The organism is Nocardiopsis dassonvillei (assembly GCF_964273065.1).
GTDB lineage: Bacteria > Actinomycetota > Actinomycetes > Streptosporangiales > Streptosporangiaceae > Nocardiopsis > Nocardiopsis dassonvillei_B.
Window position 1 is genome coordinate 4,313,386 of record NZ_OZ186815.1, and the last position, 21,120, is coordinate 4,334,505.

Annotated in this window: 17 protein-coding genes; 5 read left to right on the plus strand and 12 right to left on the minus strand. The window is 74.3% G+C overall.

All coding sequences use genetic code 11. The features are described 5' to 3' along the window. Window positions 1-208: 208 nt before the first annotated feature. Window positions 209-1,837: a chaperonin GroEL gene (groL, locus tag ACSUPR_RS19325; protein ID WP_436886107.1), complete on the plus strand. Its 1,629-nt coding sequence runs from the start codon at window positions 209-211 to the stop codon at window positions 1,835-1,837. A gap of 316 nt (window positions 1,838-2,153) precedes the next feature. Here the strand turns inward: groL and ACSUPR_RS19330 are convergent, their stop codons facing one another. The 3 genes from ACSUPR_RS19330 to ACSUPR_RS19340 all read right to left on the minus strand — a co-directional run bounded on the left by ACSUPR_RS19330 (window position 2,154) and on the right by ACSUPR_RS19340 (window position 6,124). Beyond that, on the minus strand, window positions 2,154-3,875 hold the full coding sequence (locus ACSUPR_RS19330; RefSeq protein WP_436892059.1) for an ABC transporter ATP-binding protein: 1,722 nt from the start codon (window positions 3,873-3,875) through the stop codon (window positions 2,154-2,156). Between the two features lie 47 nt (window positions 3,876-3,922). Further along, entirely contained in the window at window positions 3,923-5,641 is a 1,719-nt protein-coding gene (locus tag ACSUPR_RS19335) for an ABC transporter ATP-binding protein (RefSeq protein WP_436886108.1), read from the minus strand. A 63-nt stretch (window positions 5,642-5,704) separates the two neighbouring features. Then, entirely contained in the window at window positions 5,705-6,124 is a 420-nt protein-coding gene (locus ACSUPR_RS19340) for an NUDIX hydrolase (protein ID WP_436886109.1), read from the minus strand. Between the two features lie 194 nt (window positions 6,125-6,318). On the opposite strand from ACSUPR_RS19340, the gene ACSUPR_RS19345 reads away from it, so the two are divergent. Both ACSUPR_RS19345 and ACSUPR_RS19350 read left to right on the plus strand, forming a co-directional pair. Beyond that, the gene (locus tag ACSUPR_RS19345) at window positions 6,319-7,656 is read left to right on the plus strand and encodes a glycoside hydrolase family 6 protein (protein ID WP_436886110.1); all 1,338 of its coding nucleotides are present in this window, start codon (window positions 6,319-6,321) and stop codon (window positions 7,654-7,656) included. 206 nt (window positions 7,657-7,862) lie between these two features. Further along, complete coding sequence (locus ACSUPR_RS19350) at window positions 7,863-8,960, plus strand: zeta toxin family protein (RefSeq protein ID WP_436886111.1); 1,098 nt, start codon at window positions 7,863-7,865, stop codon at window positions 8,958-8,960. A gap of 151 nt (window positions 8,961-9,111) precedes the next feature. Here the strand turns inward: ACSUPR_RS19350 and ACSUPR_RS19355 are convergent, their stop codons facing one another. After that, window positions 9,112-10,062, minus strand: a complete 951-nt coding sequence (locus ACSUPR_RS19355; RefSeq protein WP_436886112.1) for a R2-like ligand-binding oxidase — start codon at window positions 10,060-10,062, stop codon at window positions 9,112-9,114. Between the two features lie 202 nt (window positions 10,063-10,264). Here ACSUPR_RS19355 and ACSUPR_RS19360 point away from each other — a divergent pair, with 202 nt between their 5' ends. Further along, window positions 10,265-10,501 carry a hypothetical protein gene (locus ACSUPR_RS19360; RefSeq protein ID WP_220564700.1) on the plus strand — a complete coding sequence of 79 codons (237 nt, stop codon included), beginning with the start codon at window positions 10,265-10,267 and terminating at the stop codon, window positions 10,499-10,501. Window positions 10,502-10,505: 4 nt separating this feature from the next. Here ACSUPR_RS19360 and ACSUPR_RS19365 read toward each other — a convergent pair whose 3' ends face one another. From ACSUPR_RS19365 to ACSUPR_RS19400, 8 genes are all read right to left on the minus strand, one after another. Continuing rightward, on the minus strand, window positions 10,506-12,152 hold the full coding sequence (locus tag ACSUPR_RS19365; protein WP_436886113.1) for a DNA repair helicase XPB: 1,647 nt from the start codon (window positions 12,150-12,152) through the stop codon (window positions 10,506-10,508). A 66-nt stretch (window positions 12,153-12,218) separates the two neighbouring features. Beyond that, window positions 12,219-12,638, minus strand: coding sequence for a hypothetical protein (locus ACSUPR_RS19370; protein ID WP_436886114.1), 420 nt, complete (start codon window positions 12,636-12,638; stop codon window positions 12,219-12,221). Between the two features lie 38 nt (window positions 12,639-12,676). Then, a complete protein-coding gene (locus ACSUPR_RS19375) occupies window positions 12,677-13,147 on the minus strand; it encodes a hypothetical protein (RefSeq protein ID WP_436886115.1) in 471 nt (156 codons plus the stop codon). Between the two features lie 106 nt (window positions 13,148-13,253). Next, a complete protein-coding gene (locus ACSUPR_RS19380; RefSeq protein WP_436886116.1) occupies window positions 13,254-13,682 on the minus strand; it encodes a hypothetical protein in 429 nt (142 codons plus the stop codon). A gap of 48 nt (window positions 13,683-13,730) precedes the next feature. After that, the gene (locus ACSUPR_RS19385; protein ID WP_436886117.1) at window positions 13,731-16,193 is read right to left on the minus strand and encodes a helicase-associated domain-containing protein; all 2,463 of its coding nucleotides are present in this window, start codon (window positions 16,191-16,193) and stop codon (window positions 13,731-13,733) included. Between the two features lie 290 nt (window positions 16,194-16,483). Further along, window positions 16,484-17,239 (minus strand): SDR family oxidoreductase, encoded by a 756-nt coding sequence (locus tag ACSUPR_RS19390; RefSeq protein WP_436886118.1) that lies wholly within the window; start codon window positions 17,237-17,239, stop codon window positions 16,484-16,486. 100 nt (window positions 17,240-17,339) lie between these two features. Then, window positions 17,340-18,278: an RNA polymerase sigma-70 factor gene (locus tag ACSUPR_RS19395; RefSeq protein ID WP_436886119.1), complete on the minus strand. Its 939-nt coding sequence runs from the start codon at window positions 18,276-18,278 to the stop codon at window positions 17,340-17,342. Window positions 18,279-18,296: 18 nt separating this feature from the next. Beyond that, window positions 18,297-20,027 (minus strand): L-aspartate oxidase, encoded by a 1,731-nt coding sequence (locus ACSUPR_RS19400; RefSeq protein ID WP_436886120.1) that lies wholly within the window; start codon window positions 20,025-20,027, stop codon window positions 18,297-18,299. Window positions 20,028-20,274: 247 nt separating this feature from the next. On the opposite strand from ACSUPR_RS19400, the gene ACSUPR_RS19405 reads away from it, so the two are divergent. After that, complete coding sequence (locus ACSUPR_RS19405; protein ID WP_436886121.1) at window positions 20,275-21,039, plus strand: hypothetical protein; 765 nt, start codon at window positions 20,275-20,277, stop codon at window positions 21,037-21,039. Window positions 21,040-21,120: the final 81 nt, after the last annotated feature.

Consider the following 21,120-nt stretch of genomic DNA (forward strand, 5'->3'; position numbering starts at 1 on the left):
GAATCGTGACCGCATCGTTTGCACTCTCCTGGGTCGAGTGCTAAAAAGGGATCTGGTTAGCACTCGCCCAGGCTGAGTGCTAACCGGATCGAGGCTGCGAGACCGCGGCCGCCGGCAACAGGGTCGCCGGTGGGCCCGCGGTCGTCCGTCGCGGGCGCACGCCTCGTCCCATCGCGTATCAGCCCGGTCACGGGAGGACAAGAACTCAATGGCAGCCAAACTGATCGCGTTCGACGAGGAGGCCCGTCGCGGCCTCGAGCGCGGCATGAACCAGCTCGCGGACGCCGTCAAGGTCACGCTCGGCCCCAAGGGCCGCAACGTCGTCCTGGAGAAGAAGTGGGGCGCCCCCACCATCACCAACGATGGTGTCTCCATCGCCAAGGAGATCGAGCTCGAGGACCCGTGGGAGAAGATCGGGGCCGAGCTCGTCAAGGAGGTCGCCAAGAAGACCGACGACGTCGCGGGTGACGGCACCACCACCGCCACCGTCCTGGCCCAGGCGCTCGTGCGCGAGGGTCTGCGCAACGTCGCCGCCGGCGCCAACCCGATCAGCCTCAAGCGGGGCATCGAGGCCGCCGTCTCCCGCATCAGCGAGGAGCTCGGCAACCTCTCCAAGGAGATCGAGACCAAGGAGCAGATCGCCTCCACCGCCTCCATCTCCGCCGGCGACACCCAGATCGGCGAGACCATCGCCGAGGCGATGGACAAGGTCGGCAAGGAAGGCGTCATCACCGTCGAGGAGGGGCAGACCTTCGGGCTCGAGCTGGAGCTCGCCGAGGGCATGCGCTTCGACAAGGGCTACATCTCGCCCTACTTCGCCACCGACCTGGAGCGCATGGAGACGGTCCTCGAGGACCCGTACATCCTCATCGCCAACTCCAAGATCTCCAACAACAACGAGTTCCTCCCCATCGTGGAGAAGGTGCTCCAGGCCGGCCGTCCGCTGGTCGTCATCGCGGAGGACGTCGAGCAGGGCGCCCTCCAGACCCTCGTGGTCAACAAGATCCGCGGCACCTTCAAGTCCGTGGCCGTCAAGGCCCCGGGCTTCGGTGACCGCCGCAAGGCCCAGCTCGGCGACATCGCCGTGCTGACCGGCGGCCAGGTCATCACCGAGGAGGTCGGCCTCAAGCTGGAGAACACCGAGCTCGACATGCTCGGCCGCGCCCGCAAGGTCGTCGTCACCAAGGACGAGACCACCATCGTCGACGGTGCCGGCGACGCCACCGCCATCGCCGGTCGCGTCAACGAGATCCGCAACGAGATCGAGCGCACCGACTCCGACTACGACCGCGAGAAGCTCCAGGAGCGCCTCGCCCGCCTGGCCGGCGGCGTCGCGGTCATCAAGGCCGGTGCCGCCACCGAGGTGGAGCTCAAGGAGCGCAAGCACCGCATCGAGGACGCCGTCCGCAACGCCAAGGCCGCGGTCGAGGAGGGCATCCTCCCCGGCGGTGGTGTCGCGCTGCTGCAGGCCAGCGTCCCGGCGTTCGAGAAGCTGGAGCTGGAGGGCGACGAGGCCATCGGCGCCGACATCGTTCGCCGCGCCATCGCCGAGCCGCTGAAGCAGATCGCCGTCAACGCCGGCCTCGAGGGCGGCGTCGTGGCGGACAAGGTCCGCAACCTGGAGCCCGGGTTCGGCCTCAACGCCGCCACCGGCGAGTACACCGACCTGTTCAAGGACGGCGTCATCGACCCGACCAAGGTCACCCGTTCCGCTCTGCAGAACGCGGCCTCCATCGCCGGTCTGTTCCTGACCACCGAGGCCGTCATCGCCGAGAAGCCGGAGAAGGCGGCCCCCGCGGCCGACCCGACCGGTGGCATGGGCGGCATGGACTTCTAGTCCACGGCGCCGGAGGTCCGGATACGCGACCTCAGCCCGCGACGACCGGGCGGCCCCTCGGGGCCGCCCGGTTCCGCATTTCCGGGGGCCGCCGCGGGGGGCCGGACCGCACCGGTCCCTGGTCCCAGCCGGTGAGCGAGCGCTCCACCGCGGTCCGCACCGCCTCGAAGAGCCGCTCGGGCGGGCTGTCCTCGAGCAGGTACAGGGGCGGCCCGCGGGCGGCCAGGCGGAGAACGCCGCCGGCGACGGGCCCACCATCGCGGACCGGCCGGACGTCCCGCGGGGGCGGCCCGGCCGCCGCCGTTCCGGTGCGGGGTCAGGAGTCGCCGTGCCAGGCGTGCCAGAGGGCGGCGTAGGAGCCCCCGGCGGCGAGCAGCTCGTCGTGGGAGCCCAGCTCGGAGATGCGGCCGTCCTCGACGACCGCGACGCGGTCGGCGTCGTGGGCGGTGTGCAGGCGGTGGGCGATCGCCACCACCGTGCGGCCCGCGAGGACGCCCGCCAGGGAGCGCTCCAGGTGGCGGGCCGAGCCCGGGTCCATCAGCGAGGTCGCCTCGTCCAGCACCAGCACCTCCGGGTCGGCGAGCACCACCCGGGCCAGTGCCAGCTGCTGCACGTGGGCCGGGTCCAGGGTGAGGTGGCCCGAGCCGACCCTCGTGTCCAGGCCCTCGGGCAGGGCGCGCACCCAGTCGTCGGCGTCCACCGCGGCCAGCGCCCGCCACAGGGTGTCGCGGTCCTCCTCCTCGCGGTCCAGGGCCAGTGCCAGGTTCTCGGCGACCGTCCCGCGGAACACGTGGCTCTCCTGGCTGAGCAGGATCGCCTTCTCCCGGCGGGCCCGCGGGGCGAGCCCCGTCAGGTCGGCGCCGCCCACCCGGACGGTCCCGGACGTGGGCGTGTGGACGCCCGCGATGAGCTTGCCGAGCGTGGACTTGCCGGCCCCGCTGGGCCCCACCACGGCCAGCCGCTCGCCCGGCGCCAGGGACAGGTCCACGCCGTGCAGGACCTCGGTGCCGGTGTAGCCGAAGCGCAGCCCGGAGATCTCGACGGCACCCGGCGTCCCCGGGCCGACCGGGGCGTCGCCGGTGTCGGGGGCCTCGTCGGCGAGTTCCACGCCCACGAGGCGGCGCAGGCTGGTGAAGCCCATCATCAGGCTGTCGACCTGGTCGATGAGCTGGTCGACCGGCCGCACGATCTGCACGGTGAGGAACACCGCCGTGGCGATCTGCCCCACCGTCAGCGCGCCCTGGGAGTGCAGGTACGCCGCGACCAGGAAGGTCACCGCGGTGGGCAGCACGTAGGAGAACTCCAGCGTCGGGTACCAGACGGTGCGCAGCCACAGCGTGTACCGCTCGGCCAGGTAGGAGCCGCGGACCCGCCGGTCGGTGTGCGCCCGCTGCCGGTCCTGGCGGCCCAGCGCCTCCAGGGTGTGCGCCCCCTCGACGGTGTCGGTCACGCCCTGGGTGAGCTCGGAGTAGGCGTCCAGCTCCCGCAGGTACCCCGCCGGGGCGCGGCGGGCGTACCAGCGGGTGGACGAGGACACGATCGCCGCCGACGGCAGCCAGGCGAGCAGGAGCACCGGGTGCAGGACGGCCAGCGCGCCGAAGATGACCACCACGGTCACCCCGCTCACCACCATCACCGGGATGGAGTGGCGCACGGTGTGCCCGAGGTGGGCGACGTCGCGTCCGGTGCGGGCCATGAGGTCGCCGCTGCCCGCGCGCTCCACGGTGCCCAGCGGCAGGCGCAGGACCGCGCGGACGAAGCCCTCGCGCAGCTCGGCCAGGACCGCCTCGCCGAACCGGATGGACAGCGCCACGGACACCAGGGTCAGGACGGCGTGGCAGAGCAGGGCGCCGACGATGAGGAGCGCCATGGCGTCGATCCGCTCCGGGGCGGCGGAGGCCCGCACTGCGTCGATGATGCGGCCCAGCATCCACGGCGGTGCCAGAGCGGCCAGCGCGGCCAGGCCGTACAGGCCGATCACCCAGGCCAGGGTGCCGCCGTGCCGCCGGCCCAGGGTGCGCAGCCGTGCCCACACCATCGGGGGCGGGGCGACCGGGAGCAGGCCCCGGTGTTCGTCGGTGGCGGTCACGGCTGTTCCTCCAGCACGGTGCGCAGAACGGTGGCGGCGTAGTCGGGTTCGGTCGCCAGCAGGTCGTGGTGGGCGCCCTCGGCGGCGACCCTGCCGTCACGGACGAACCGCACGTGGTCGGTACGGTCCAGCAGCAGCGGGCTGGTGGTGACCAGCACGGTGGTGCGCCCCGAGCGCTCGGCCGCCAGCCGGGCGCCGATGGCCGCCTCGGAGTGGGCGTCCACGGCGGAGGCCGGCTCCACCAGCACCAGGACGTCGGGCTCGTGCGCCAGCGCCCGGGCCAGCCGCAGCCGCTGCTGCTGGCCGCCGGAGTACTCGCGGCCGCGCTCGGTGAGCAGCGCGTCCCACCCCGCCGGGGACTGGCGGACCACGTCCTCGGCGGCGGCGACGCGCACCACCTCGGCCAGCCGCTCCTCGGACAGGCCGCCGTCGGGCGACAGCTCCTCCCGCAGCGGGCCGGAGAACAGGTGGGCGTCGTTGGCGGCGACCAGGACGCGGCGGCGCACGTCGCGCAGCGGCAGGTCGGACAGCGGGACCGAGCGCCCGGTGGCCTCCTCGACCAGGTGCCCGCCCTCGGCGTAGCGGCCCAGCCGGGCGGAGATCGCGGTGGCGTCCGCCGGGTCGGCGCACACCACACCGGTGAGCAGGCCCGCCGGAACGTGCAGGCCGCTCTCCGGGTCGTGCAGGCCGCAGGGCCCGGTCGGCGGGTCGGCGGGCACCTGCGGGTCGGGGTGGTCGTGGGTCAGGGCCAGCACCCGGACGACCCGCCCGGCGGAGACCCGCGCGGAGATGTACAGGGACACCGCCTGCATCATGCGGCGCACGTCCACGGCCAGGTTGGTCGTGAACCCGTAGAACGCCACGAGCTGCCCGACGGTGATCTCCCCGGTCAGCGCCAGCCGGGCGCCGTACCAGACGATGCCGACCAGCAGCAGTCCCGGGTACAGCTCGCGCAGCGCCTGGAGGGCGGCGTCCATCCAGCCCACCCGCACCCCGGCGGCCCGCACCTCCTGGGATTCGCGCCGGTAGCGCTCGCCCACGGTGTTCTCGCCGCCGACGCCGCGCAGCACGCGCAGCCCCGCCACCAGGTCGGAGGCCCGGGTGGTCAGTTCGGCCTTGCGGGTGCGCTGGTGCTCCTGGCGCCGGGCCAGGGGCCGCAGCACCGGTGCGATGCCGAGCATGATCAGGGGGACCGCGACGAGCACGATCAGTCCGAAGAGCACGTGCGAGGTGAGCATGAGGACGGCGACGGCGGCCATGGAGACCAGCGATCCCATGATCATGGAGGAGCGCTCGTAGAAGTCGCCGATCCGGTCGATGTCCTCGGTGCCCACCGCGACGACCTCGCCGGAGGGCAGTCTCCGGGTGAGGGTGGGGCCCAGGTCGGAGGACCGGGAGCAGACGAGCTGCATGGTGCGGTAGCCGGAGGCGTACCAGTTGAAGCACTCGGCCCGGTGCGCCAGCGGGATGAACACGGTGAGGGCCGCGGTGATCGCGGCCAGGACGCCGAACCACGTCAGGACGGCGCGGGTGTCCAGGGCGGAGTCCACCGCGGCGCCCAGGGCGGCCGACAGCAGGACGGTCCCGGCGGTGTACCCGCTCGCGAGGGTCCCCGCCCACAGCAGCGACCGCCACTCCTTGCGCGCCATCCAGAGCAGATAACGGTCGGCGGAGCGGTGGTCGGGATCGCCCGGAGGCTGGGGAAGGTCGCGCACACACGGACTGTAATCTCCGGCCCGTGGCCGGGGCCACCCATTTTCGGAAGGCGAAGGCCCTGCTCAGAGGACCTCTCCGGCGGCGTGCAGGGCTTCGATCAGGCGCTGGGTGGCGGGCGCGCAGCGGTCCCGGTCGGCGTGGCCGACCCAGGCGATCTCGGACACCTCGGCGCTGGGGCGCGGCTCGCCCTCGTGGTCGGCGGAGTAGCAGGCCATCCGCACCCGGGTGCCGGGCGCCTGGTCGTGGGCGACCTCGTCGACGACGGTGACGAGGCGGAAGGTGCCGGGGACGAGGGTGACGCCGACCTCCTCGAGGGCCTCGCGGGCCACGGCCCGCTCGTCGGTCTCCCCGGGCTCGCGCTTGCCGCCGGGGGAGTAGAGGACGTCGCGCCCGCGGGAGCGGACGCACAGGACCCTGCCGTCGCGGACGTGCACCCAGGCCAGGGCGTCGATGACGGCGGGCGGTGTGGTGGAGGCGGACATGGTCTCCAGGGTAGGGGGCGCGGCGGCGCGGGCCCGCCCCGCCGGGGCCGGGACCGCGGCCCGATGTAACCGTTCGGAAACGCCGCGGCAGCACCCCTGGGCGGACACGGTGTGTGCGGGTTAGGTTACGTCCGGACTGGGAGCGCTTCCAGGTGGTGGGGACCAACCGAGAACGAACCGTCCGAGGAACACACATGTCCCGCACATCCCGTTTGCGCGCGGCGCTGGGCGCCGCGGCCGGATCGGTCGCGATCCTGGCCGCCGCCGTCGGCCTCGCCACGGCTCCGGCCGCCGCCGACACCGGTTTCTACGTCAACCCCGACACCTCCGCCGCCCGCTGGGCGGCCGACAACCCCTCCGACCCCAGGGCCGCCCTCATCGAGGAGCGCATCGCCTCGGTCGCCCAGGGCAGCTGGTTCACCCGGCACAACCCCGCGACCGTCCGCGGCGAGGTGGACGCGCTGGTCGGTGCCGCCGACGCCGCCGGGCAGGTGCCCATCATGGTCGTCTACAACATCCCGGGCCGCGACTGCGGCAACCACAGCGGTGGCGGGGCGCCCTCCCACGAGGCGTACCGCCAGTGGGTGGACGAGGTCGCCGCCGGACTCGACGGCCGGCCCGCCTACATCATCGTCGAGCCGGACGCCCTGCCGCTGGTCAGCGGATGCAGCGAGCCGCAGGAGCGGCAGGCGCTGCTGGACTCCATGGCCTACGCGGGCAAGGCGCTCAAGGCCGGCTCCTCCCAGGCGCGCGTCTACTTCGACATCGGCCACTCGGCCTGGCTCAGCCCGTCCCGGGCCGCCGAGCTGCTCAACGGGGCCGACATCGCGAACAGCGCGGACGGCGTCTCCACCAACACCTCCAACTACCGGTACACCGCCGACGAGGCCGCCTTCGCCGAGGCCGTCATCGCCGCCACCGGGGTCCCCGGCCTGGGAGCGGTGATCGACACCAGCCGCAACGGCAACGGGCCCGCCCCCGACGGCGAGTGGTGCGACCCGCGGGGCCGTGCGCTGGGCACCCCCAGCACCACGAACACCGGGAACCCCGTCATCGACGCCTACCTGTGGGTCAAGCTCCCCGGGGAGGCCGACGGCTGCGCCGGGCCCGCCGGGTCGTTCGTCCCCGACCTCGCCTACGAGATGGCGGTCAACGCCCCCGGCCTCCCCTCGGAGGAGCCCACCGAGGGACCCACCGAGGAGCCTTCGGGCGAGCCCTCCGAGCCGCCCGCCGAGGGCGGGTGCACCGCGGACTACCGCATCGACAACGACTGGGGCAGCGGCTTCCAGGCGACCGTCACCGTCACCGCCCACGCCCCGCTGAACGGCTGGCGGGTCGAGTGGGAGTTCACCGACGGCCAGACCGTCACCCAGGCGTGGAACGCCCGGGTGACCTCCTCCGGGGGGGCGGTCACCGCGCTGAACCCGGAGTGGGGCGGCGCCCTCGCGCAGGGCGCCACCGCCGAGTTCGGGTTCACCGGATCCCGCACGGGCGCCAACACGGTGCCCGAGGCGGTCTGCTCGGCGGCCTGACCCGCGGACCGGGCGGGAACCCCCTGCCGCCCGGCCCGCGCGGGGCCCCGCGACACGTGTGACCCGTGCGTCCCCAGGGGCGCACGGGTCCGCGCGAAGTCCGCTACCGGCCGCCGGAAACGCCCGCGGGACCCGCCGGGACGCACTACGATCACCCTGTGTCAGCGACTGCGGGGCCGACCGCCGGCCCCCGGAAGGGTGACGACATGGCGACGGACACCACACCGGTCCCCGGGGCGTTCGAACCCGGTGCGGCGGCCCCGGCGGCGGAGCCCCGCCCGGCCTCCCCGGCCGGGCCCCTCCTGCTGGAGAGCCCCACCGGCGGTGTCCCGCCGCAGACCGACCGGCAGCGGCTGGCCAGGGAACGCGCCCACAACCTGTTCAGCGCCGCCATCGGCGCCTGCACGGCCCGCGGCCTGCGCGACCGGGCCGCCGACCTGCTGGCGCGGGAGGCCCGGCTGCCCTTCCTCACCCCGGACGAGGCCGACCGGGCCGCCGACGCGCTCACCCGGACCCTGGACGAGCTGCGCTCCGTGCCGCTCCCGGACGGGGAGGTGCGCCCGCTCTCCGCGGCCGACGCCGCCGACCTCTTCGACCTGGGGCTGCGCGACCGGCTCACCGGGACGCCCCGAGAGCACCCCCGGCTGCTGCTGCTCGGCGGCCAGCCGGGATCGGGCAAGTCCACCCTCCAGCGGCTGCTGCCGCCGGTCCTGCCCGAGGGCACCGTCTGCTACGACGGCGACGACCTGATGCGCCTGTCCCCGGACTACGAGCGGGCGATGAGCCGCGACGACCGGGCCGCCTCGCACGCGGTCGCCGCGCAGGTGGGGGTGCTGCACGTCCCCGCCATGGAGCACATCCGCGCCGGACGGTCGGACGCGGTGTGCAGCCACCCGCTGGGCAGGGCGGACTGGGCGGCCGAGTGGGTGCGGGGCTTCCGCGAGGAGGGCTACCGGGTGGAGGTCGCCTTCCTGGCCGTCCACGCCTCCGCCAGCCGGTTCGCGATCCTCGACCGGTACCACCGCTCCCGGGAGCAGCAGGGGTTCGGCCGCTGGCTGCCCGAGCACCTGCACGACCGCTTCTACCAGGGGGTCCCCAACACGATCGAGTTCCTGGAGACCCACCGGCTGGTGGACTCCCTGTACATCCTGTCCCGCGACGGCGGGGTCCTCTACGCCAACCACCTGGACGCCGACGGCGACTGGCGGGTGGAGCCCTTCGGGCGGATCGCCCTGGAGGCGCAGCGCGGCCGCCGCGAGCTCTGGCACTCCGAGGACGCCGCCGGGTCCCGGGGGGCGCCGTAGCGCCCGGCGGGCACCGCGGCCGGTTCCGCGAGCCGCCGCCGGGCCCTGGGCGGCCGCCGCGCCGGTACCCCGGCGCGGGGCCGCCCGGTTCCGGCCCCGCCCGGACGGGGCCGGAACCGGGGCGTACGGCCCCGGGGCGGCGGCCCCGCCCTCACAGCCGTTCCATCGCCGCCCGGTCCTCCTCGCCGAACTCCTCCTCCAGGCGTTCGGGGGAGGCGTCCAGGTCGATCTGCGCCACGGGCACCCCGCGGGCGGACTCGATGGCGCCCAGGCGGCGCAGCGCGCGGTCGGAGGCGTAGCGCAGCAGCTCGCCCGCGGGCAGCTCGTACGGCGCGCTCTCGGGGGTGGACTCCGACGCGGCCTCGCCCCGCTCCACGGTGGTCATCACGTGCGGCAGCAGCTCCTCCAGCCGCTCGCTCACCACCGCCCAGTTGGCGTCGTCGGCCGCCACGTGCCTCCGGCAGGTGAAGGTGCCCCACGCCATGTGGCGGCGCTCGTCGTCGCCGATGTGGCGCACGATCCGCCGCATCCCGGGGAAGATGTCGCGCACCGTGCAGATGTGGTTCCAGGCGTAGTAGCCGGTGAGCGCCAGGGAGCCCTCGACGATGTGGTTGTAGGTGACCGAGGCGCGCACCTGGTTGCGCGGGCTCGGGTCGTCCAGCAGCGCCTCCAGGGAGGCGGGCAGCTCCTCGTAGAACAGCGCCCGGTAGCCGGGGTTCTCCTCCACGTACGAGTGCAGGTCGTCGTACACGCCGACGGCGTCCAGCCACAGCCGGAACGCCTGGACGTGCTTGGCCTCCTCGAACGCGAACTGGGTCAGGTACATCTCGTCGCCCAGCCGCCCCTCGGCGGCCATGGCGCGCAGGAACGGCTGGAGGTCCTCGGTGACGGCCTCCTCGCCCGCGGCGAAGAACGCGCACAGCCGCAGGATGCGCTGCCGCGCGGCCTCGCCGATGGTCTTCCAGTCCTCGGCGTCCCTGCTCAGGTCGACGGCGGCCGGGTCCCAGAACTTCGTGTTGCCCTTGACGAACAGCTTCAGGGGCAGCGAGTCCCAGTTCAGGCCGCCGCCGCGCAGGGAGTGGAAACCGGTGCGGTCGGGCATGGGAGGACCTCCGAGGGGTGCCGGGGGGGCTTCCCGCCCATGATTGGACACGAATCGGGTTCGTGTAAAGAGGGGTGGGTGTCCTGGATCACGAAAACCTCGCACCCCCGGATACGGTCGGCATCGGCCCACCGACCGACCCCGCCGAAACGGTACGGTCGGGTTGTCCCGCCCGCACCGAACGATCCGATCGGGGTACGACGTGTTCTGTGGTGATCCCGGCACCTCCGGCTACACCGCCTGCGCCGCCCAGACCCAGCTCTTCTCGCTGGCCTCCGCGATCCCCGCGCTGCTCGGCCTGGCCCTGCTGGTCGCCGCCTTCGCCGCCCCGGGGGTGCGCGACGACCGCGCCCTGCGCACCCGGACCCTGACCTACTCCCTCATCGCATGGGCGATCGCCGCCGGGACCTACGTCATCGGCGGGCTGCCCTCGTTCTGAACCCTCAGACCTCGCCGTCGGCCAGGATGTCGGCGGCGTCGGTGATCCGGTAGGCGTACCCCTGCTCGGCCAGGAACCTCTGCCGGTGAGCCGCGTAGTCCTGGTCCAGGGTGTCGCGCGCGATCACCGCGTAGAACCGCGCCGAGCGGCCGTCCGCCTTGGGCCGCAGCACCCGGCCCAGCCGCTGGGCCTCCTCCTGCCGGGACCCGAACGACCCCGACACCTGGACCGCCACGCCCGCCTCGGGCAGGTCGATCGAGAAGTTGGCGACCTTCGACACCACCAGGGTCCGCAGGTCCCCGGCGCGGAACGCGTCGAACAGCCGCTCCCGCTCCCCGGTGCGGGTCTCGCCCTTGATCACCGGGGCGCCCAGCGCCTCGCCGAGCTCGTCCAGCTGGTCGATGTAGGAGCCGATGACCAGCACCTGCTCGTCGGCGTGCCGCTCCACCAGCTCCCGCACCACCGCCGTCTTGGCCTCGGAGGACGCGCAGAACCGGTAGCGGTCCTCCGGCTCGGCCGTGGCGTACGCCAGCCGCTCGGACTCCGACAGGTCCACCCGCACCTCGACGCAGTCCGCCGGGGCGATCCACCCCTGGTTCTCCATGTCCTTCCAGGGGGCGTCGTACCGCTTGGGGCCGATGAGCGAGAACACGTCGCCCTCGCGGCCGTCCTCGCGCACCAGCGTCGCGGTCAGCCCCAGCCGCCGCCGGGCCTGGAGGTCGGCGGTCATCCGGAAGATCGGCGCGGGCAGCAGGTGCACCTCGTCGTAGACCACCAGGCCCCAGTCGCGGGCGTCGAACAGCTCCAGGTGCGTGTACACGCCCTTCCGCCGGGCGGCCATCACCTGGTAGGTGGCGATGGTGACCGGCCGGATCTCCTTGCGGGTCCCCGAGTACTCGCCGATCTCCTCCTCGGTGAGCGTGGTCCGCCGCAGCAGCTCGCTCTTCCACTGGTGCACCGACACGGTGTTGGTGACCAGGATGAGCGTGGTCGCCCCGGTCATCGCCATCGCCGCGGCGCCCACCACGGTCTTGCCCGCCCCGCAGGGCAGGACCACCACGCCCGAACCGCCCGCGTGGAAGCCCTCGGCGGCGGCACGCTGGTAGTCGCGCAGCTCCCAGCCGTCCTGGACCAGGTCGATCCGGTGGGCCTCGCCGTCGACGTACCCGGCCACGTCCTCGGCGGGCCAGCCGATCTTCAGCAGCGCCTGCTTGAGGTTGCCGCGCTCGCTGGGGTGCACGGCCACGGAGTCCTCGCCGAGCCGCTCGCCCAGCATCCCCTTGAGCCGCCTGGACCGGACGACCTCCTCCAGCACCGCCCGGTCGGAGGAGCGCAGGACCAGTCCGTGCACCGGGTCGCCCTCCAGCCGCAGCCGCCCGTACCGGTCCATCGTCTCGGCGATGTCCACCAGCAGCGAGTGCGGCACGGGGAACTTCGAGAAGCGGATGAGGACGTCCACGACCTGCTCGGCGTCGTGCCCCGCAGCGCGGGCGTTCCACAGCGCCAGCGGGGTGATCCGGTAGGTGTGCACGTGTTCGGGGGCGCGCTCCAGCTCGGCGAAGGGGGCGACCGCGCGGCGGCACTCACCGGCGAGCTCGTGGTCGACCTCGAGCAGGAGGGTCTTGTCGGACTGGACGATCAGGCAGGACACACGGAACCTTCCGTCGGCGGGGGCGGCCCCAGGTGCAACGCGCCGGGGCCCCCGATCATGCCCGGGTCAGGTGGACGAGGCGATGTCCAGCGCGATCACGACGATGAGGAGCACGGCCCCCAGGGCCAGGATCCCGAAGTTGATCCACACCGAGAGCCAGGCGTTCCTCGTCATGCGCGCCCCGCGCTCGGTGTCGTACTTCTCACCGAGGGCCAGGGCGCCGAAGACGACGCCGGGGATCGCGGTGAGTCCGCAGCACAGGACCAGCTGGACGCAGGAGAGGATCAGCGCGGTGACGGCGCGGCCCTCGTGGTCGGCCTTGGGCGGCGCCGCCGGGTACAGGGGGACGACGGGCCCGTACTCGGCCGGGCCGTAGGCGTTCGGGTCCTGTGCGTAGGGGTCCTGGCCGGAGGCGTACCCGTAGGGGCCGGGGTTCGAGTAGCCGCCGGTCGCGTTCTTGTAGGGGTCGTACGGGTTCTCGTTCACAGGGTTCCTCGGAGGGGGAGAAGGGCCACCGGTCCGGCTCAGTAGCCGAGAGCGATGATCAGCAGGAGCACGAACAGGCCGATGCCCACCAGGAGCGCGTCCAGAACGGCGTAGGCCAGGTTGCACGCCCAGGTGTAGCGCAGGTACCGCTCGACCTCGTCCGCGTCGGGGATCTTCGTCAGCCCCACCGCGGCGAGCGCGATCCCCGGGACGTTGACGCCCAGGAACAGGAACCACAGCCCCGTGTAGGCGCCCAGCAGCACAGGCGGGACCAGGGTCAGGACCGCGACCACCAGGGCGGCGACCGTGCCGCCGACCCGTGCGGGCGGCCCCGTCGGCGGCGGACCGGTGAACGGCCCCGCGGGCGGGCGCGCGTGCGGACGGGGGCCCGCGGCCGGCGCCGGGGCGGCGGGGGAGGGGGCCGGTGCGGCCGCGGGGGAGACCGAGCGCAGGGCGAAGCCCTGCTCCCGTTCCCAGAAGTCCCTGGGACTCCCGGATCCCCGCTGCATGCGCTCCCCTTCCCTGCGGGCCCCGCCGCCCCCACGCCTCCTGGTGTACCCGCCTTCACGGGTTGGGACGCGGACGGCCCGGCGGGGGTTCCGCCCCCGCCTGCGGTCAGTAGTTGGTCACCGGCACGATGCCCTCGATCCACGACCCCGACCGGGTGAACACCACGAACGTCAGCACCAGCATGACGAACAGCATCACCCCGGCCGCGCCCAGGCAGTACCAGGAGTACCGGGTCAGCATCTCGGCCCGGCCGGGCAGCCCCCGGTCGCGGGCGTGGGCGGCCCGGATCGCGAACACGATGCCCGCGACGCCGAAGATCCAGTTGCCGCAGCACAGCAGCGTGAACGCGTGCAGGATCAGCGCCATCGTGGAGCTGTTGGCCGCCCCGGACGCGGTCGCGCCGGGCGCGGCTCCCTCCCCGCGCGCCGGGGCGGGGTCCTCCGCCCGGCCGCGCTCGCCGTCGTGTCCGCGCCCGCCGTCGCGTCCGTGCTCACGGGGGGACGAGGCCCCGGGGGGCAGGGTCGCATCGCTCATGGGGGTGTCTCTCGTTGTCCGAGGGCCGACTGGCAACCGCGTCCCAGCCTACGGCGTACCGGTCCGATCGTCCTCCTCCAGCTCGGCCACGGCGGTGATCCGGTGGACCGCGAAGCGCTGCACCGCGCCCCGCGTCTCGTCGAGGGCGGTGACGAACCCGCCGTCGGCCGTCGAGGGGCCGATGATCCGTCCGACCTGGCGCCCGTCGGTGTCGGTGTAGCCGATCCACAGGCGGCGCCCCGCCTCCGCGGCCCGGGCCAGCGCCTCCAGCACCGCCGCCGCCCGGGATCCGGGCGGTCCGTCCTCGGGCAGCGGCACCGGGCGGCGCGCCGCGGTGGCGGCCTCGTCCCCGGCGCGCACGGCCCGCACGATGGCGCGCAACCGGTCGGCGGTGGGGACGGCGGACGGCGGATCGGGCGGCACCTCCACGGGTTCGGCGCGGCGGGCCTCGGGGCGGGAGAGCCGCATGGCCCCGTCCCCGCCCTCGGCCACGGGGTGGTGGCCGAGCCTGCGCAGCCCCTCCACCAGCGCCGCCCGGCCGACGGCCGCGGCCACCACGGTCGGCGCCAGCCGCACCAGGCCCAGGGTGTCGGTGCGCCGGTCGCCCAGCACCTCGTCCAGCAGCGCGGGCTCGTCGCAGCGCAGGTAGGAGGAGGCCGAACCGGCGCGCAGCCGCCCGTGCCGCCTGCCCACGTCGGACACCAGGTACCGCAGAGCCTGCGGCAGCGGGGTGCGCGAATGGCGCTCCAGCAGGGTGAGGATGTCGTTGATGCCGCGCCCGGCGTCCAGCCCGCGCCGCACCGAGGCCTCGGTGAACCGGTACACGGTGGCGCCGCCGGTGGACTCCACGTCCGCGATCAGCGCCAGCTCCCGGGCCAGCTCGGTGACCAGCGGGCCGGGGGCGACGGCGGTGAGGTCGCCCTGCACCAGGACGTGGTCCAGGGGGCGGGGCAGGTGGCCGGAGAGCAGCGCGGCGGAGGCCTCGGGATCGCCCTCCAGCAGCGGGCGGACGTATCCGGCCAGGGCGCCCCGGCCGGTGAACCCGAGCACGGCGGCCTCCGCGGCGGCGTTCTCCACCAGCTCGGTGTACACGGGCGAGCGGCGGCGCGGCCGCCGCCAGGAGAGCCGGGCCGACAGAGACTCCGGCGACGGGGAGAACCCGGGCTCGGCGGTGGCCAGCTCCGTGAGCACGTCCCGGCGGGCCTGCGGGACCAGCGGGCGGACCAGGCCCGGGCCCAGCACGTTGCGTATCCGCCCGCCCGAGTCCCGGGACCCGCTCAGCGCGGGCACCCGGTCGGTGTCCAGCCAGGCCTGCGCCAGCCGCAGCCAGCGGCGCTCGGGCGGGCTCTCCCGCCACAGGTCGTACTCGCGGGTGGGCAGCCACTCGCCCTCGACCCGGTCGTCGGCGCCCAGCAGCCCCGCGGCATGGGCGACCTCGACGAACAGCGCCGCGGTGGTGTCGTCGGTCTCCATGGCGCGGGCGGCCCGGCGCAGGTCCCGGACGCCCAGTCCGCCGTTGCGCAGGACCGCGGCGGGCTCCTCGGCCCACGACTCCAGCAGCTCCTCGACGGCGCGCAGCACCGTGAACGCCTGCCCGGCGGAGAACCGGTCCACCCCCTCGGGCCCGCGGGCGGTGCCCGAGAACTCCGGCGGGGCGGCCGCGACCTCGCGGAACAGCACCCCCGAGCGCAGGTGCACCCCCACCTCCCGGGGCAGGGTCAGGGTGTCGTCGCCGCTGGGCAGCAGCAGGGCGCGGGCCAGCAGCTCCTCCACCGGCGACCCGGCGTCGGCCAGCCCGACGTCGCGGCGGGCGTCGGCGAGGGTGCCGTGCGGCGGCCCCCAGGCCATGCCGTCCAGCAGTCGGCGGGCCTGCTCCCCGACCCCGGCCAGCAGGGCGTCGAGGCCGTCGGGGCCGGACAGCAGCCGGGCCAGCGCCTCGACCGGGCCGGGCGCGGGGGAGCCGGGGGCCAGGTCCCCGGCCAGCCGCTTGAGGCGGCCGTGCGGCAGGGCGGCGAGCAGCACCCGGACCGGCGGGCCCAGCCGGGCCGGGGCGGGCAGCAGGTCCCGCAGGACCTGAACGGGGCGCAGCCGGTCCCGGTCGGGCCAGACCAGCGCCGAGCGCAGCAGCCCCTCCAGGGCGGCCGCCACGGCCCCTCCCCGCTCCCCGTCGCCGTCGCCGGGCGACAGGGCCGCGGTGAGCTCTCCGGCGGTGACGCCCACGGGCTCGGACATCCGGTCGTCGCCCAGGGCGGTGACGGCCTCCAGGACCTGGAGGGTGAAGGAGTCCAGCCCCTCCAGGGCCCGCAGCACGGTGTTGCGCGTGGTGGCCCGGGCGGCCAGGGCGCCGATGTCCTCGGGCACGGGACGGCCCAGGTCGGGCCGGGCGGACAGCAGGGCGGCGAGCTCCTCGTCGGTGCGCTCGCGCAGCCAGGAGGTGAAGGTCGGGGGGCGGCCCGGCCCGGCGGTCTCCGTGCCCGGTCCGCGCAGGCCGGGCGGTGCGTTCTCGGTCATCGGAATCAACGCTAGGGCATGCCCCGCCGATACTCACCCTGCTACGCGACGCCCCGGCACGCCCCCCACCGCGTTCTCATCAGCCGGGAGAGGAGCCGCCCCGACCCCCTCCCCGGCCCTGCGGTGAACGCACCAGGGCCCCGCCCGCAGCCCATCGCCGCCCCCGACGGGCGCCCGCGGTCCAGCACCCCTGCCTGCGGCGGGCGGCATCCACGGGACACGCTCCGGGTGATCCCCGAGACGGGGATGCCGTCCCGGCGGCCCGGGTCCGGGGACCGCCGGGACGGTCGTCAGCGCGGGGTCTGCGCGGCGAGCCAGTCCTTGTAGAGGGTGGTGGCGATGGTCGCGCCCTCGCCGGGCAGCAGGGCGCCCGGCTCGACGACGGCGCCGAAGTACGGGTTCTCCCTGCCCGCGACGACCTCGCGTCGGTCACCGTCGACCGCCAGGCGGGCCCGGACCAGGTCCTCCATGGTGATCTCCTCGGGCCCGGCCACCTCGGTCACGCTCCCGGTCGGAGCGCCCAAGGCGATCTCGGCCACGGCGGCGGATACGTCCGCGGCCGCGATCGGCCGCATCACCGTGTCCGCCACGCGCGCGACGCCGTCGACCGTCGCCTCCTCGGCGATGGCGCGCGCGAACTCGAAGAACTGGGTGGCGTGCACGATCGAGTACGGCAGGTCCGACCCGGTGACCAGAGCCTCCTGCGCGATCTTGGCGCGGAAGTACGGGTTCGCCCCCCAGCGCCCGGTTCCCACGATCGACAGCGCGACGTAGTGCTCCACACCCGCCTTCGCCGACTCCCGCAGGAGGTTGGCGGTCGAGGTGGTGAAGAAGTCCATCACCGCCCTCTCCTCGAAGGACGGCGAGTTGGACACGTCGATCAGGATCGAGGCCCCCTCCAGTGCCTCCGCCAGACCCTCCCCGGTGAGGGTGTTCACCCCCGTGTCCGGTGCGGCGGCCACGGCCTCGTGGCCCTGCGCGGTGAGCTCCCCGACGATCCCGGAACCGATCAGCCCGGTCCCGCCGATGACGACGACCTTCGTCATGATGTGCGCCTTCCGGTGGTGGCGGCGCCCTGCGCGCCGACCGTTCACCGGCTATGACCGGGCGGCCCCCGCGCCTGTGACGGGTACGGGAGGATTCTTCTCAGGGCTCCGCCGAGGCTGCGAAGCCCCCGATCTTGGCGGGGTTCATCAGCCACAGCACCCGGTCGATGCCCTCCTCGGAGGCGGTCACGGTGATCACGCCGAAGACCTCCCCATCCCGGGACAGGCGCACCGCGGGCGCGCCGTTGGCCCGCACCTCCTCCACCGTGACGCCCGTCCAGAACCGGTCCGAGAACGCGTGGACGACCCTGGCGACCCGCTCGCGCCCCACCAGCGGGTACTTCGCGGCGCGCACGGCACCCCCGCTGTCGGTGTAGGAGACGACGTCGTGGGCCAGCAACTCCTCCAGCGCGGACATGTCGCCCCTGCGGGCCGCGTTCACGAACGCGGCCAGCAGCCGCTTCTGTTCGGCCGCCCCGACGCCGGCGCGGCGCTCCCGGGACACGTGCCGCCGCGCCCGGCTCACCAGCTGGCGGGTGTTGGCGGCGGTCTGCCCGATGATCTCCGAGATCCGGTCGTAGGGGTAGTCGAACGCCTCGCGCAGCACGTAGGCGGCGCGCTCGGTGGGCGTGAGCCGCTCCAGCAGCATGAGCACGGCGATCTCCAGGACCGCGCCGCGCTCGGCGCCCAGCGCCGGGTCGGCGGAGGTGTCCACCGGCTCCGGCAGCCAGGGACCGACATAGGACTCGTGCCGGGCCCTGGCCGACCGCGCCACGTTGATCGCCAGCCGGGTCACGGTCGTGGCCAGGAACGCCTCGGGCTCGCGCACGGTCGACCGGTCGTAGGTCTGCCAGCGGATCCAGGCCTCCTGGAGCACGTCCTCGGCCTCGGTGGCCGACCCCAGGACCCGGTAGGCGATCCCGAACAGGCGGCCCCGCACGCCCCGGAACACCTCCTCGGCCCGTTCCAGGCCGGGTCCGGCGGTGTCCGGGCCGGGGGCGTCCCGGGCGGCGTCGGGGCCGGGCTCCTGCGACGGCATGCGCTCGTGGGCTCCTCGTTATTCGACGAGTTTTCCGGTGCTGGACACCTCGTGCATCAGCTCCGAGATCTCCGCGGGGACCCCGGGGATCCCCTCGCGCTCCAGCCTGCCGGGGCCGGACCAGACGAGGTTGACCCGCAGTGACGGATCCGTGTCGGGGAAGTCGGATCGATTGTGGCACCCCCGGGTCTCCCGGCGCTCCAACGCGGCCTCCAGCGTGGCGCGCCCGGAGAGCGCCATGGACTTCAGGTCGAAGGCGTGCGCCAGGTCCTGGAACCCGGCCAGGTCCGGGTGCACCCCCAGCCCGCCGATGCGCTCCTCCACGGCGTCCAGGGCGGTGAGCCCGGCCCGCAGGCCCGCCTCGTCGCGGACCACCCCGGCGTGCTCGGTCATCAGGGTGCGGACGGCGCGCTGGAGGGAGCGGGTGTTCTCGCGCCCCCTGGCGGCCAGCAGGCCGTCGACCTCGGCGCGGGCCCGCCCGACCTCCTCGGCCGAGCGGCGGTGGGCGGGCAGCCCCAGCGAGTACTCCGCCGCGGCCTGACCGGTGAGGCGGCCGTAGACGAGGAGCTCGACGAGGGAGTTGCCGCCCAGCCGGTTGGCCCCGTGCAGCCCGCTGGCGGCCTCGCCGATCGCGTACAGACCCGCGACGTCGGTGGAGTGGTCCTCGGGACGCACCCACACCCCGCCCATGGAGTAGTGGGCGGTCGGGGCGATCTCCATCGGCGACTCGGTGATGTCGAGCATCTGGTGTTCGAGCAGGGTGCGGTGCACCCGGGGCAGCCGCTCCAGGATCGTCTCCTGGGGCAGGTGCGAGACGTCGAGCCACACCCCGCCGTTCTCGGTGCCGCGGCCCTCCCTGATCTCGGTGTAGGCGGCCAGCGCCACCCGGTCGCGGGTGGACAGCTCCATGCGGTCGGGATCGTAGCGGGCCATGAACCGCTCGCCCAGGCCGTTGCGCAGGACGCCGCCCTCGCCGCGGGCGGCCTCCGACACCAGGGTCCCGGCCGCGTTCTCCGGCCACAGCAGGCCGGAGGGGTGGAACTGGACGAGCTCGGGGTCGCGGACGCGGCCGCCCGCCTCGACGGCCAGGCGGAAGGAGTCGCCGGTGTTCTCGTCGCGCCGGGAGGAGGTGCGCCGCCAGATGCGGGTGTGTCCGCCGGCCGCCAGGATGACTGCGTCGGCGAGGATCACGTGCCGGGTCCCGTCCCGCAACCCGAACCCGTAGGCGCCGAACACCGCGCCGTCCTCCACCAGCAGCCGGGTGATGTACACGTCGTCCAGGACGGGGACGTCCAGCCGCGCCGCCCGGTCGACCAGGGTCCGCTGGATCTCCAGGCCCGTGTAGTCCCCGGCGAACGCGGTGCGCCGGTGGGTGTGCGCTCCGAAGAACCGCTGCGAGATGCGCCCGTCCGCCTCGCGGGCGAACCGCATCCCGTACCGCTCCAGGTCCTCGATCCCGCGGGCGGCGCCCTCGGTGACGGTGCGGACCGTGCGCGGGTCGCCGAGCAGGTAGCCCTCCTGGAGGGTGTCGGCGGCGTGCTGGCGCCAGGTGTCCTGCGGGTCCATGGTGCCCAGGGCGGCGTTGATGCCCCCGGCGGCCAGCGCGGTGTGGGCGTCGTACCGGGGCCGCTTGCCCACGGCCAGGACGTCGACGCCGCGCTCCGCCAGTTCGATGGCGGCCCGCAGGCCCGCGCCACCGGTGCCGATGACCAGGACCGAGGTGGCGATCCGCCGTTCCGAGATGTCCATGGGAGTGCCTCCGGATCGAGGTGGTTCGTTTGCCCCTTCGCTTGGACAGACCTGTCGGAGGGCCGATCTGTGACATGCGGCGGGGGTGATCGCCGACACCGCCCGGGGCGGTTCCGGCCACGGACGCCCTTCTGCGCACCCGCTATCCCGTACGCCACGGTGTGACAGGCCGTATACGCGGCGAATAAGTCGACCGAAACAGGAAAGAGGGCTTAAAAGGCAGGTCATCGTCCGCCACTATGGGGACATGACCCAGCGCTCGGAACAATTGGTGCTCGATTATCTGTCCGAGGTCGGCTTGGTCCTGCACGGTCGGCTGACCGCCAGGGAGAGGACCGCCTACCTCGCCGATCTGCGTGCCCGGATCGACGCGCGCCGCGCCGCCGCCCCCCACGGCGGAGAGGACGCCGTCCGCGACATCCTGCTGAGCCTCGGTACCCCCGAGGACCTGGTGGAGCGCGAGCTCACCGGCCGCAACCTCGACATCGAGGACGAGGAGCTGATCCCGCCCCGGCCCCGGCACGCCGACCGGCCGCCGCCGCCCTGGCGGGGCGGCCCCAGCAACGGGCTGATGGGCCTGCTGGAGGGGCCCGGCCGCACCGAGATGCGGTTGGAGGGCCGGGGCCGCCGCGAGACCGGACCGCTGCGCGGGCTGGTGCTGTGCCTGCGCCACCACCCCGCCGAGGCGGCCGCCCTGGTACTGCTGCTGTCCGCCGTGCCCTGGGGGTGGGGGCTGTCCTTCCTGTGGGTGCTGGGGGTCGCGTTCGTCGTGCTCAGCCGGGTGTGGAACACACGGGACAAATGGGTCGCAGTGCTGGTGCCGCTGCTGGCCTGTGCGGTCGGCATGGGGCTGTGGAGCGGTGAGGCCGACTTCGTGGACCAGTACATCCAGCGGTCCCTGGGCGAGTACGGGGTCATCGGCCTGGGGCTGGGCTCCCTGGTGTCGGCCGCCCACCTCTACCCGCGGGCCGTCCGCTCGGCGCGGGCCGCGGAGCGCGGGCGGGCGGGCTGAGACCCGCCGGTCATCGGCAGGCAAAAGCAGGGGAATAACCTTTTCCGGTCTGCCCGTTACGGTGAGTTCGGGCACACGTTC